This is a genomic window from Streptomyces galbus, from assembly GCF_005280195.1.
GTDB lineage: Bacteria > Actinomycetota > Actinomycetes > Streptomycetales > Streptomycetaceae > Streptomyces > Streptomyces galbus.
The window spans coordinates 50,470-62,809 of record NZ_SZPR01000043.1 but is presented as its reverse complement, the minus strand read 5'-3'; the positions used below and the strand labels follow the sequence as shown (position 1 = coordinate 62,809).

At 70.0% G+C, this 12,340-nt stretch carries 14 protein-coding genes; 11 read left to right on the top strand and 3 right to left on the bottom strand.

The features are described from left to right. The gene (locus E4U92_RS34915; protein ID WP_137304472.1) at positions 1 to 837 is read left to right on the top strand and encodes an NAD(P)-dependent oxidoreductase; all 837 of its coding nucleotides are present in this window, start codon (positions 1 to 3) and stop codon (positions 835 to 837) included. 7 nt (positions 838 to 844) lie between these two features. Here the strand turns inward: E4U92_RS34915 and E4U92_RS34910 are convergent, their stop codons facing one another. The 3 genes from E4U92_RS34910 to E4U92_RS34900 form a co-directional block, all read right to left on the bottom strand. Continuing rightward, on the bottom strand, positions 845 to 1,414 hold the full coding sequence (locus E4U92_RS34910) for a phosphotransferase-like protein (protein WP_137304471.1): 570 nt from the start codon (positions 1,412 to 1,414) through the stop codon (positions 845 to 847). Further along, positions 1,411 to 2,448, bottom strand: a complete 1,038-nt coding sequence (locus E4U92_RS34905) for an AAA family ATPase (protein ID WP_137304470.1) — start codon at positions 2,446 to 2,448, stop codon at positions 1,411 to 1,413. Before E4U92_RS34905 ends, E4U92_RS34910 begins: the two co-directional genes overlap by 4 nt. Positions 2,449 to 2,630: 182 nt before the next feature. Then, positions 2,631 to 3,383, bottom strand: coding sequence for a GntR family transcriptional regulator (locus E4U92_RS34900; protein WP_137304469.1), 753 nt, complete (start codon positions 3,381 to 3,383; stop codon positions 2,631 to 2,633). A 391-nt stretch (positions 3,384 to 3,774) separates the two neighbouring features. On the opposite strand from E4U92_RS34900, the gene E4U92_RS34895 reads away from it, so the two are divergent. From E4U92_RS34895 to E4U92_RS34855, 10 genes are all read left to right on the top strand, one after another. Then, positions 3,775 to 4,536, top strand: a complete 762-nt coding sequence (locus E4U92_RS34895) for a hypothetical protein (protein ID WP_137304468.1) — start codon at positions 3,775 to 3,777, stop codon at positions 4,534 to 4,536. A gap of 160 nt (positions 4,537 to 4,696) precedes the next feature. Further along, the gene (locus tag E4U92_RS36145; RefSeq protein WP_168725269.1) at positions 4,697 to 4,858 is read left to right on the top strand and encodes a hypothetical protein; all 162 of its coding nucleotides are present in this window, start codon (positions 4,697 to 4,699) and stop codon (positions 4,856 to 4,858) included. A 256-nt stretch (positions 4,859 to 5,114) separates the two neighbouring features. Then, positions 5,115 to 5,420, top strand: a complete 306-nt coding sequence (locus E4U92_RS34890; RefSeq protein WP_137304467.1) for a WhiB family transcriptional regulator — start codon at positions 5,115 to 5,117, stop codon at positions 5,418 to 5,420. Between the two features lie 195 nt (positions 5,421 to 5,615). Further along, positions 5,616 to 5,807, top strand: a complete 192-nt coding sequence (locus E4U92_RS34885; RefSeq protein WP_277754768.1) for a DUF5999 family protein — start codon at positions 5,616 to 5,618, stop codon at positions 5,805 to 5,807. Positions 5,808 to 5,910: 103 nt separating this feature from the next. Beyond that, the gene (locus tag E4U92_RS34880; RefSeq protein WP_229863478.1) at positions 5,911 to 6,276 is read left to right on the top strand and encodes a hypothetical protein; all 366 of its coding nucleotides are present in this window, start codon (positions 5,911 to 5,913) and stop codon (positions 6,274 to 6,276) included. Positions 6,277 to 6,334: 58 nt separating this feature from the next. Further along, positions 6,335 to 8,545, top strand: a complete 2,211-nt coding sequence (locus E4U92_RS34875) for a coiled-coil domain-containing protein (protein WP_137304464.1) — start codon at positions 6,335 to 6,337, stop codon at positions 8,543 to 8,545. 116 nt (positions 8,546 to 8,661) lie between these two features. After that, the gene (locus E4U92_RS34870; protein ID WP_137304463.1) at positions 8,662 to 9,141 is read left to right on the top strand and encodes a hypothetical protein; all 480 of its coding nucleotides are present in this window, start codon (positions 8,662 to 8,664) and stop codon (positions 9,139 to 9,141) included. Further along, on the top strand, positions 9,138 to 9,446 hold the full coding sequence (locus E4U92_RS34865; protein WP_137304462.1) for a hypothetical protein: 309 nt from the start codon (positions 9,138 to 9,140) through the stop codon (positions 9,444 to 9,446). Before E4U92_RS34870 ends, E4U92_RS34865 begins: the two co-directional genes overlap by 4 nt. A 129-nt stretch (positions 9,447 to 9,575) precedes the next feature. Further along, positions 9,576 to 11,831 carry an ATP/GTP-binding protein gene (locus E4U92_RS34860; RefSeq protein WP_229863475.1) on the top strand — a complete coding sequence of 752 codons (2,256 nt, stop codon included), beginning with the start codon at positions 9,576 to 9,578 and terminating at the stop codon, positions 11,829 to 11,831. Positions 11,832 to 11,852: 21 nt separating this feature from the next. Next, on the top strand, positions 11,853 to 12,272 hold the full coding sequence (locus tag E4U92_RS34855; protein ID WP_137304461.1) for a conjugal transfer protein TraB: 420 nt from the start codon (positions 11,853 to 11,855) through the stop codon (positions 12,270 to 12,272). Positions 12,273 to 12,340 lie beyond the last annotated feature (68 nt).

The following is a 12,340-nucleotide window of genomic DNA, read 5'->3' as shown; positions in this document are numbered from 1 at the left end:
GTGGACCAGCCGACCGTCGGCATCCTCCACCCCGGCAGCATGGGCGCCGCTGTAGCCGCCTGTGCCGTGACGAACGCGGCCGCGGTCCTGTGGTGCGAGACCGGGCGCAGCACCGCATCCGTGGAGCGCGCTGCCCGGTTCGGGTTGACGCCCGTGGTCACGCTGGCCGAGCTGCTGGACCGCAGCGACATCGTCATCAGTCTCTGCCCACCGGCCGCTGCCGAAGACCTGGCCCGTGACGTCGCCGGGCACCGCTTCACCGGGGTGTACGTGGAGGCGAACGCCATCAACCCCGAGCGAACGAAGCGGATCGCCGCGCTGCTCGAACACGGCGCGGCCGTCGTGGACGGCGGTGTCGTCGGCTCCCCGCCGGTCGGCGGCAAGACCCCCACCTTGTACCTGTCCGGCCCGGCCGATGCGACCGAGCGCATCGAGGCGCTGTTCGCGGGCACCGCCGTCCGAACGGCAGTGCTGGGCACGGACGTCGGGAAGGCATCCGCGCTGAAGTTGTCGTACGCCAGCTTCCAGAAGACCAGCCGAGTGCTGGTGGCGCTCGCGGTCGGCATGGCTCGCGAGCACGGCGTCGACCAGGAGCTCATCGAGGTCGCCTCCCGGCGCACCGACTCGTACCTCTCCGAGCCGGAGTACGTCGCCAAGACCGCAGCCCGCGCTTGGCGCTGGGGCCCAGAGCTGGAGGAAGCCGCCGACGCACTCGCCGCCGCTGGCCTTCCACCGGAGATGCTGGGCGCGGCCGCGTCCACGCTGGCACGGTGGAACGACGCCAAGGACAGCGAGCTCACGCTCACCGACGCCTTGGACCGACTCGCCCAGCCGTAGCCCGCGCTCATGCCGTCGCCGCTCCCGCCCGCTGCGCCAGCAGCTGGTCGATGAGCTGCGCCGCATCCTGCGGAGCCGACGCCGTGGTGTCCACAGTCAGGTCCCAGACCATGCCCGGGTGCGCGTCCAGGTCCTCGCGGGTCGCGTCCCACGCCGCCAGGCGCGCCGCGGTGTCGCTGTCGCCGCGCTCCGCAGACCGCTGCTCGGTCACCTCGCGCGGGCACCACAGCAGCACCACCGACCAGTCGGCCGGGTAGCCGTCGATCAGCGCTCGGATGCCGTCGACCTGCCCGAGGTGCACCACGGGCACCCCGGCCGCGAACGCGGAGTCGACGCCGGGCCGGTCGATCGCGTACGTGTTGCCGTACCGAGCGTTCGCGTAGACGACGTCGCCCGCGGCCTCGAGCTCGCGCAGCTGCTCCACCGTGCCCATCCGGTAGCCGTCCGACTTGCCCGTCCCGACCTTGAGCCGCGCGAACTGCCCATACCTGGAGTCAAGTTCGCTGAGCGCGGTGGTGACGGTGTCCTTACCCGAGGCCGGCGGGCCGTAGAGGATCACGCCCTGCTTCTCCGTCACGCGTACATCGCCCCCATCGCCTGCCGGGCCTGGTCCGCGAGTGAGACCGCGGCCCCGAGACGGTTGTCGACGACCAGGTGCGGCACAGCCGGCCGCAGATCCAGGTCGATCGTCGCCATGTACTCCTCCCACCGCTGCAGCTTCCAGGCATCCCGCGCTGCGCCACGGAAGCCGATGTACTCGCGCATCGACTCCTCGTCACAGCGGACCCAGACCGGATAGACGTCGACGCCCATGGAGGCCGCACGGTTGGTTAGGCGCTGCATCCACGCCTGGTCCGTCATCTCTGCGATGAACGGGGCTGTGAGCACCGTGCTGATCCCGCACTTGATGTTGGCCATCGCGGACTGCATCAGGCAGTCGTACTCCACCGGCCGAACTTGGGTGCGATACAGGTCGGTGTGCCGGTCATTCGAGTCACCACCCAGCGCTACCAGCAGTTTCTCTACCAGCGGGCGGGTCAGCGGATCCTTGTCGAGCAGTGGCCAGCCGGTGAGCTGAACGAAGAACCTCGCCAGCTCGGTCTTCCCGCTGCCCGCGTATCCGCCGACCAGGATCAGGACCGGCCGGTGCGGGTCACCACCGGTGTGCCGACGTTTCCATGCGTCAATGATCCGTTGCTGCAGCCCGAAGTGATCAGCGTCGTCACTGCCGGGCGCGATGCGGTGAACTGCACGTTCGACCGCCAGGACGTGAGCGCCGTTGAGACGGTCGTCCATCGGCGTGAGCTTGAAGGAGGTCTCCTCCCCCGGAAGAGCAGCGCGGAACCCAAGGTCCGGCTCCGTCGCCCTGTAGAGGAGACAGTAGGCGCGACGGTAGTGCGGGCCTGGGTAGACCTCGCCCTGCTCGTGCTGCCACAGAGTCTGGGGATTCGCGGCCGGGATGCCCTTTAGCTTGGCCTGCTCGGCAACCTCGCGGAGGCGCTCGCCGGCCTTCTCCAGAGTCAGCCCGTGAGCCTCACGCTGCTCACGCAGCCGGTCCGGCCGCCACCCTGCCCGGTGCTTCCCCACCCTGTTTCCCTCCGTCGTCGTCATGGCCGCGAGCCTAGAGCGCAGCCCCGAAAACCCATGTGTACGCGGATGTTGAAAACCCGTGAATGCCGGTGCGCACGAGCTTCGACAAGGCGTTGTGATGTTGCGTTTCGGCTCTGGCAAGTGTGATGGCCCCCACACGACGAGCAGGCATGAGGGGGTTTGGGGTGAGGGAGTTGGGACGCTCAGGCATCGAATGCGTACTCCAGCACGTATGCCGCGCTGTCCATGGTCATCTCGTTCACTTCGACAGCTCGAAGTTCAGCGTCGAAGGCCGTGCGGCACAGCTTGATGACCGGGCGCTCCAGGGGCATGGCCAGGCCTTCGGCCTCTGCAGCTACGGGGAGTCGGCACCGAAGTTCCTCGCGGAAGTGCGCGGGCGCGTGACCGATCTCAGCGAGCCGGGCGTACGTGCCGCCGTCTCCGGTGTCGACGCGCATGATCGCCGTGCCTTCAACCAGCCCAAGGGGCAGATAGGAAGTTGCGAGCATGACAGGCCTGTCGTCCAGCACGAAGCGCCGAGATCGAGCGCAGACGAGTTCGTTCTCGTCCACGTCCAGCATCCGGGCGATGTGTATGGGAGCCGCCACGGTGTCGACGCGGACGTCGATGGTGACTGGACGCTCTTCGTCGGCGGACCAGATGGATTTGCCAGCGCCCCACTGCTCACGTGCCAGTCGCTGAATGCCGTGGCGCCGGATCGGGCGGAACTCGATGACTCGGGCACCGGCGCCCTTCTTCGTTTCTACCAGGCCTTCGATCCTCAGGATCTTGAGCGCCTGGCGGGCGGTGAGCACGGCAACGCCGTACTGGGCGGCGAGCGCGCTCTCACCCGGCAGCCGATCACCGGGGCCGTACTCGCCAGACTCGATCGCCGCCTTCAGGTCGTCGGCAATGCGCTGGTACTTCGGCCTCTGCGGGCTCGTCTCACTTGCCATGCCTCTCCCTACCTCGTTAGCGATCCTAGGGCCGCTGACTATCGAGCCGTCGGAGGGGCACCGCCTTGACCCGCAGACGGTTACGCGGCGAGGGCACCTCGTTAACGAGATCCCTTGACAACGCTAACGAGGATGAGTCTACTTTATAGCGTACCTCGTTAACGAGGTCGCGAACGCCATGCAAAACAGCAGGAGTCACCGCCTCCTCGGAGGCGGCGGCAATGGGGTTGAGCCCGCGCTCCCCCGGTCGACGACGCCTGTACCGAATAGCAGCACCCGAACCACCCCTGAACAGCGAAGTTGCGCTGTCTGTCCGCCAGGACCGCACCGGCCGCAAGGCCGGCCTGGCGCGGCAGAGAGAGCAGCACCGCTCCAGAACCAGGAGGAATCGATGCCCCAGATCCGCCCCGGTCGCGTCCGCACCAAGCGCGACAACCGGCGTGCTCCATTGCTGCTCAGCGCGATCAGGCCCGAGAACGTCAACGTCCGTGAGGGTGAGGTCAAGTCGCTGGTCTGCCCCGACTGCCGCACCTGGCGGCGCCTGATGGGCGACACGAAGCTCAAGATTCGTGAGCACTGCCGCAGCGACAAGGTCGCCGCCGGCAAGAAGCACGACCGCTGCCCCGGTAGCAACCAGGTCGTCCAGCTCGACATCACCATCGAGCAGTGGAGCGAGCGAATGCTCGCCGCCGATAGCACTGCGACCGGCCGCCGCTCTGCCCGCCAGCACTACAAGCCGCTCCCGGCCCCGGCCAAGCCCGTCACCAAGTTGCTGCCCACCGCGCAGACTGCCCTTACCGCCTACCGGGAGCACTTCAAGAAGTGCCAGGCCAGCGGCGCGCCGGGACGTTGCACCGGCAGCCTGCGTTGCGCTGTCGGGGCCAAGCTCGCCAGGGTCTACGAGCAGCGCAAGGTCCTGGACCGCGAGCGAGCCCGATTCGACCGCTCCTACATCGCGGCCGCCGCGAAGAACACCGAAGCAGAGTGGGCCAAGCACCACGAGGCCACGGGCGACGCGAAGGCGGCCATGGCCAAGCGCAGCGGCACGACGGTTGAAGAGGCCAACAACTCCTGCCGGATCCGGCAGGCCGACACGGTTTCCGAGTTCCGAGGTCCTCAGGTGCCGCTGCAGCCGGTACGGATCAGCGCCTGACACACACGCACGAACCACCACGGCCCCGGCCACCCTGCGAACTGGGGAGGCCGGGGCCGTGGCTGCTCGTACGAACAGCCTGAACAGCACGACAGCCCCGGTGACTTGGAACCCTCCGGGGCTGTCCAGGACCTGACTGGAGGACCTGATGCAGCACAGCATGACACGAACCATCCCCGCCCCGGCGAACGGCCCGGACCGCGAGAACACCCTCGCCTTCCACCGACTGGTCCGCCACCTGGTGGCCGACGGCGACGCGCGGGCCGCGAAGGCCGGCCGCCGCGCCCGCCGCACCCTCTCCGAGATGGAGGCGGTCCGGTGAACGCCGTCACGAACCTGACCGACGCGGAGCGCGCTGAGCTCTCGCGGAAGAACCAGGAGCAGAACAAGCGGTCGGAGAACAACCGCCGCTGACCGATCCTCCGGCATTGCCCGTCGTCCCCGCCCTTCACCGGGCGGGGCCGGCGGAGAGCGCCGGGAGCTCACCCCTCGCTCCGGCCGTCCGGCCGCAGACACGCGAACAGCCCCAGGGATTGCGCCCCTGGGGCTGTCTCGTACGGACCTTCTTGGAGGCCCTGATGAACCGCTCCATCGTACGCACGTCCTACGCGCCCTCCGCCGATCTGCCGGTCAACACCGACTGGCGGGTCGCCTCGGCCTGCAAGGACGAAGACCCCGAGCTGTTCTTCCCGATCGGCAACACCGGGCCCGCCCTGCTCCAGATCGAGGAAGCGAAGGCCGTGTGCCGTCGCTGCCCGGTCATGGAGCGCTGCCTGCAGTGGGCGCTGGAGAGCGGCCAGGAGCACGGCGTGTGGGGCGGCACTGATGAGGACGAGCGGCGCCGGATGAAGCGCCGCGCCGCCCGCAAGCGTGCCGACGCCTGACCGCCGGACGGGAGCGGCGGGCAACTTCTGACCCGCCCCGCAGCACTGCCACCGACCGGCCGCCCGTACCGCGGGCGGCCGGTCTTTCGCACGTCTCCAGCCCGGGAAAGCCTCGGGCTCCCTTCCTCCCCGGGAGAGCTCATGGACTGCACCACCCCGACCGTCACCCGTCTGGCCCGGCGGTTGCCGACTTCGCTGTGCACGCACACGCCGAAGTGCCCGTCGGCCATCAGCTCGGACCGCGAGGCCGCCCGCGTCGTGGCCGGCCACCCAGAGCAGGGCTGGAGCCTGCTCTGCAACGGCGTCCTGGTCTTCGAGGACACCGGCGAGCTGCTCCCCGACGGCCAGGTCGTCGCCCCGCACCGACACCTCGCGGTCGTGGCCTGAGGGTTGCCTGATCTGCCCGTACCGACCGCTGAAGCTGGCGGCCGGTACGGGCGGTCACTGGGAGCCGGACAGTCCGGACCACCTGACTCCTCAAGGAGTTGCCGTGCGCGACAGCACTCAGAGCACTACCCCCGCGATCAAGTTCGAGCGGGGCCAGTTCGTCCTGTACCGCGACCCGGAGAAGTTCTGGACCGGGCAGGCCGGCCACACCTTCGTCTGCCGCGTCGACCGGGTCTGCCTGGGCGACACCTACGACCTGACCCCGCTGCCCAACGGCCGCCCGATCTACTACGCGAACCCCGACTACATGCGACTGCTGCCGGCGGTCGACGCGATGCGCGACATCGACACCGCGCCGCTGAACACCGACGCCGCGGCCGACGACATGACTGCGGCCGCCCTCGCCTGGCTCACCCAGCAGCACGCGACCGCCAACCAGCGGCCGGAGCTGCCCGCCCAGCACGACTGACCGAACCACCGTGAACCGCCGCCCCGTCCGGGGCGGCATCGACCTGGAAGGAGGCGGCGTGGCCGCCACTCGAACCCGCAACAAGAGGCCCACCGCCCGCAAAAAGCCGGCGGCGACGTCCCGTCCGGCTCCGCAGCCCACCGCCTCCACCACCCCCGAAGCTCCCCCGGCCCCGGCCGGAACGATGGAGACGGAGAGGGACTTCGAGGCGCTGGCCCGTGTCGCGGACGCCCGGGACCGGGCCGCCGACATCATCGACACCGCGCGCGAGCACGGAGCCGCCCTCCAGGCGGAAGCCGAGACGGCGGCCGCGCGCACCATCACCGACACGCACGAGCAGGTCACCGCGCTAATGACCGAGGCGCAGGGCCGCGCCGCGAGCATCACCGCCGACGCCGACCAGGAGGCCACCGCGCAGCGCGCGGCGGCGAAGAACGACCTGGAGGCGGCGCGCGACGAGGCCGACCGGCTCCTGGCCGACGCGCGCGACCGAGCGGAGACCCTCGTCAAGGAGGCCCGCGCGCAGGTCGCCGACCTTACTGAGCTGGCCGCCACCGACCGTGAGGCGACCGCCAAGGCGGTTGCCGAGCTGCGGCGCCTGGCGGAGGCCGACCTCACCGAGATCAGCGCCCTGGTCGACCAGCGCCGCACCGAGGCCGGGCAGATCCTCGCCCGCGCCCAGGAGCAGGCCGACGAACTGGTGGCCGCGGCGCAGCGGGAGATTGACCAGGCCCGCGAGCGGTTCGCCCAGCTCGCGGCGACAGCGGCTGAGCAGTACGACGGCCGTCGCGCGGAGGCAGAGGCGCTGTACGCGGACGCGGTCAAGGCCGCCGACGACCGGCGCCGCGAGGCCGACCAGCACGTCGCCGCCGCGCACACCGAGGCGGAGCAGGCCCGCACCGAGCTGCGCGAGAAGCTGCGCGAGCTCACCGACCAGTTCGACACGGAGGCCGCGACCAAGCGCCAGGCCCTCGCTGACGAGCTCGCCGGGCTCAAGGCCGCGTGCGACAAGCAGCGCGAACGGCTGCGGGAGGAAGCCAAGACCGTCGCGGTGCAGCTGCGAGAGGCAGCCCAGAAGGAGGCCGACCGCATCACCACGGAAGCGCAGCGCAAGGCCAAGGGCATCACCGACCGGGCGCAGGCCGATGAGGCCCGCGCCCGCCGGCTGCTCGAGGAGGCCCGGGAGGCGAAGCGGGCCAACTCCCGCTTCCGCGGCTGGCACCAGAACCTCAGCCGCAAGGCATGGAAGACCGCCCCCTGGATCGCGCTCGCCGCTGGCGTCGGTCTCGCCGCCTCTGGCGAGTACGAGCTGGCCCGCATGGTCGGCATCAACCAGTACGTCGCCCCGCTCCTGCCGGTCAGCATCGACGTCTACTGCGTCACCGCGTTCCGCGCCAAAAAGGACATCCCCTACGCGCTGCTGCTGATGGCGTCGGCGAACGTGACGTACCACCTGTCCGAGCAGGCCCACATCGTCAAGGAGGGCGGCCAGTCGGCACCGTGGCAGCTGACCACGTTCGTCGTGCTGATCTTCGTGGCGGTCATCTGGCGCGTCCACACGCTCATGCACGACGACGGTACGAACGGGCACGGCAGCACGGCTGCTGCGGTCGGCCGTACCGGTACGGACAGCGGAAACGGAACGCCCGCCCGTACAGGTACGCACCGGCGTACCGACGCAACGGACGGCATGCCGTCCAGCCGTACAGGGGCCGCAAACGACGACCTGTACACCGCTCGCAGCGCGGTCCGGCCGGAGGAAATGGGCACCGGACGGAACGGTACGGACCCTGTACACCCCGCCTCGCACCCGCCGCACGATGACGGGCCCGAAGCAGCGCTGACCAGGCCGTACAGTGACCGTACAGACGGCGTACACACCGCTCCCGACGGGGCGCGGCGTACAGGTACAGCGACTGCGGGGCGTACCGGTACGGCCAGCGCGGCCGTACAGGCTCGTACCGGCACGGTCAGCGTCCGTACACAGTCCGGCAGTGACGGTGTTCCGGAGGCCCGTACAGGTACGGGTGCCGCGTCCTCTCCTGCAACCGGAACCAGCGGTACGGCGGGTACGGACCGTCCCGGTACGCCTGTACGGACGGACGCCGAACTCCTGCCGCTCGTACAGAACCTGCCGCGCGACGAGGACGGCTTCGTCACCCTCTACCAGGTCCGCACCAAGCTCAGCGTCAACCAGTCCCGCGCAGTCCGGCTGCTCAAGGAGGCCGGCCTGCTGCGCCCCGAGGACGCGGACAAGCACCTGCGCTGATCCGCCGTCCGGCACACACCAGTGAGGGCCAGCCCATCGGAAGTGGGCTGGCCCTCGCCGCGACTGCCGGAAGCAAGTCGACAGCCCCACAAGTACACCAGGAGGGAATCCCCGCCGTGAACAGCGAAAACGACCCGAATTACGCACCTCTGCGCGACATCGCGCAGAGCCCGGAGGCAACCGCCCGGTACCTGGCCGACGTTCGGCGCGTCCTGCTGGACATCGGCAAGAACCTGGAGACCCTCGCGATCGAGACCCGCGTGTACCTGCGCGACACGCACGTGGAGGGCGACCGCTGGTACCACGCCCGGCTGCGCGCGATGCCCGTCGAAAAGGCCCTCGGGAGTGTTCTCAAGGACCTGAACGACCTGACCGCGGGCCTGGAAAAGAGCGCCTATAAGCGCCGCGCCCACGACGAGGCCGTTGTGAATACGGCCAAGGAAAGGAAGGAAAAAGAGCTGGAAAGGCAGCGTAAGAAGAACCCGCAGCAGCTCCAGGCCGCGCCCAACCAGGCGCAGCAGGATGCGCAGAGCCCGAGTTCCGGCTATAGTGTTCCCACGTCGATTTACGACCTGGGTAACAGGGAGTCGGCGTGACGCGCCCCCTCAGCAGCATCGAACGCTCCATTCAAGGGCGGAACGGCTGGCTGCAGGAAGAAGAGCGCAAGGCGATCGAACGTCGCGGAGAAACAGGCCGGATGGAATTCTGGCTCCGCGTTACTCGGTCCGAAATCACGAGAGAAGTCAAAGCCGGTCGCGGTGATGTCCTCACCGCATTCACGCTGGTCTGCCGCCTCTTCAAGCTGGTGCTGGAGAAGCGGCAGGCGGGCGACCCGCGGCTGTTCGACCACCTCATGCAGTACGCGGACACCGTCCTGAAGCAGCACGGCCCGCGTAACTGAGCGTCACCCACGAAGGCCCCGCCGGGCTCCGGCGGGGCCTCGCGCGCGTAAAGCGTGCACACGTGCACGTGCACACGCGTGCACACGAGACCCCACTGTCTGTCAAGTCCCCCTGGAGGGAGGTGCACCGTGTCCGACGAGTCCGACGACGCGAGCGGTGGAACCCTGGTCCACGGCCCGTGGAGCGGTGATTCCACCTACACGCTGCCGCCGATCCCGGATTTCATCGACACCATTCCACCGCCGGAAGACTTTCCGGAGGATCCCCCGGAGAGCCCGGAGGAGACCACGATGGAACTGCCGCCGATTCCGGCTGCTCCGGACCCGGCGGCAGCGCTGCGTTCCGACGGAATTACAGCCCCGGAAACCGGAGAAGAAGAAGGCGAATACGAGGAAGGCGAATACGCCCAGCCTCGTTCACTCGCTGACCGTCTCGGTGATTGGCTCGAATTCCGGCTGGAAAGGGCGCGGGCCAATCACGAAAGCGAAGCGCCTTTCCGTGAGGCTGAAATAACGCGGAAGGCTGCGCTGCTGGAGGGCCGCACCGCGCAGGAAGTCGCGATGATGGAGCAGAACGGAAAGCTCCACGCCGCGATGATGAAAGCCAAGGGCGACAAAGCGGCGGCGCGGTCAAAGGCCGACGCCGACCGCATGAAGTCGCCCAGCTCCGGCCTGGGGACGGACAAGGGCCGCTCGAAGGCCGGCGGTGGCGGCGGGTCCTCGCGCGGCGGGGGCGGCAGCGGCGGCGGTCCGTCCCGCAACAACTCGGGTCCCGGCTCCAAGGGGCCCGGGGCGCGTGGCACCAACTCCGGCGGCAGCGCCGGGCGTTCGGGGTCCGGATCAGCCGGGGGCAGCGCAGGCGGCAAGGGCGGTACGAAAGGCTCTCAGGCGGGCTCTGGCGGCCGTACAGGCGGTTCCGGGCGCAACGGGTCGTCCGGGGGATCGAAAGGCTCCCAGACGGGCTCTGGCGGCTCCGGCCGTGGCGGCTCGAAGGGCGACGGCAGCGGCCAAGGCCCGGCGTCCAGCGCCCGCGCTGAGCGGGCCCGCGGCCGCCAGGAGCGCGCCGGGGCCCGGCAGGCCGCGCGGCAGGAGAGGCGCAGCGCCGGGCACGCCGCCGGCGTCGCTGACCGGTCCAAGGACCGCGACCAGGCCCGCGCCAACCGGCAGCAGAACTGGGAGGCCCGCCGCGCGAAGCGGCAGGAGCGGGGCGAGGCGCGGAAGGCGAAGCGGGAAGCCGCGGCGTCGGCCGACTCGGGCCGCACCAAGTTAGGCCAGGCCGTCGCGGAGGAAGCCAAGCGCCGCTTCGACAAGCGCCGCGCCGACGCGAAGGACGCCAAGGGCGGCGCGGACGGCAAGGCCGGCGCGGAGAAGGTGAGCCTGACCAAGGACAAGGACTCCAAGGCCAAGGGCGCCGACGGCAAGGGCGAGAAGGACGCCAAGGAGGGCCCTGACGGGGCCTCCAGCGCCACAAAGGACGCCCCGGCGTCCGATGAGCCGGGCAAGGACTCCAAGGCCGGTGACGGGCCGTCTGACGACTCGAAGAAGCGGCGCCGGTTCCGGCGTCGGCGCACCGGCAGCGGAACCGGCAGGGCCGGTCGGCGGGGCCGCACCGGTCGTGCCGGGCGGCGACGCGGCTGGGCATGGGACGGGGTGAAGGATCCCGACCCGACGGTGGAATGGGCCGACGGCCGCCCGAACCGTCCCACCCCAAAGCCGGACACCGGCGAGGACATCCAGGACGCGGTGATCGTCGAAGACGAAGCCGACCCGTTCGGCTGGTATGCCGCTCGCCGTCCCGGCCTGCCCCGCGCGCCCAGGCAACCGCGCGTCCGGCGGGGGGTCATCAAGCGCCCCGGCACCAGCCGGCCGGACCCGGCCGACACACCCGATCAGAGGGATCAGCCCGAGGTCGGCCGAACGGCCACCAGCAGCCGACCCACCAGCACCGAAGGGAGCAGCGTGAGCGCGGAGGTCAGCAGGCCGTCAGGGCAGGGCAACTTGGCCGCCCAGCACCGCACGGACATCACGTTCGACGAGTTCTTGATGGAGATGGCGAACATCGCCATCCAGGCCGCCTCCGACCAGGAGAAGGCCGAAGCCCTCGCGGACGCGCTCGACAAGGTCGCCGACGCCCTGCGGGACATGTCCGCCGACCTGATCGGCGACCACAACATCGCCACCGAGGTCACCGAACTGATCTCGGACCTGGCCGACGCAGCCGCCCGGATGAGGCAGCAGGCCGAACGGTGCGCCTCCGAGTGCGGTCTCGCCCTGGAGGCCGCCAAGCTCGCGGCCGCGATGGTCGCCCGCATCTACGGCCAGGACATGGCCGCCAAGGAAGACGCGGGCCTGACGTACGCGTCGGCCGCCGCCCACCACGACTAAGAAGCAGGGAGGAAGCAGCTGATGAGCAGCGATCTCGCACCCAGCGGCGCCAGACCGGTGCCCGTCCCGGCCGACGACGACAACCGGTACAAGGCCGTCCAGGCCAAGCTCAAGACGCTCGCCAGCGCGCTGGACGACGCCGGCCTCGAGCTGGAGGCGCTGGTGCGCAGCGTCAAGGCCAACGCCCAGCGCGCCCAGGACGTGGCCCGCGACATCGGCACCGCCGGACTCGACGCGAAGTTCGTGGAGCTGACCAGCAACGTCAGCGTCGCCCTCGGGGGCGCGGCCGTGCAGGTCAAGAAGCTGAGCGACACCGCCCAGGAGACCGCCGACCTCACCCACCAGACCCGGCGTACCCACTCCAAGCTCTACGGGGCGCTGGACGAAATCCGCTCCAACCGGCGCGAGAAGACCCCCAAGCCCGGGTTCTTCAATCGCTGACCCACTCCCCCACCCCAACCCACCCCGCCACGGGCGGCTCCGCGACACACCGCGGGGCCGCCCGTCCC

Excerpts from the sequence above, each read along its gene's own strand:
- E4U92_RS34905 (WP_137304470.1), bottom strand. The coding sequence starts at position 2,448 with ATGACGACGACGGAGGGAAACAGGGTGGGGAAGCACCGGGCAGGGTGG.
- E4U92_RS34900 (WP_137304469.1), bottom strand. The coding sequence starts at position 3,383 with ATGGCAAGTGAGACGAGCCCGCAGAGGCCGAAGTACCAGCGCATTGCC.
- E4U92_RS34895 (WP_137304468.1), top strand. The coding sequence starts at position 3,775 with ATGCCCCAGATCCGCCCCGGTCGCGTCCGCACCAAGCGCGACAACCGG.
- E4U92_RS36145 (WP_168725269.1), top strand. The coding sequence starts at position 4,697 with ATGACACGAACCATCCCCGCCCCGGCGAACGGCCCGGACCGCGAGAAC.
- E4U92_RS34890 (WP_137304467.1), top strand. The coding sequence starts at position 5,115 with ATGAACCGCTCCATCGTACGCACGTCCTACGCGCCCTCCGCCGATCTG.
- E4U92_RS34855 (WP_137304461.1), top strand. The coding sequence starts at position 11,853 with ATGAGCAGCGATCTCGCACCCAGCGGCGCCAGACCGGTGCCCGTCCCG.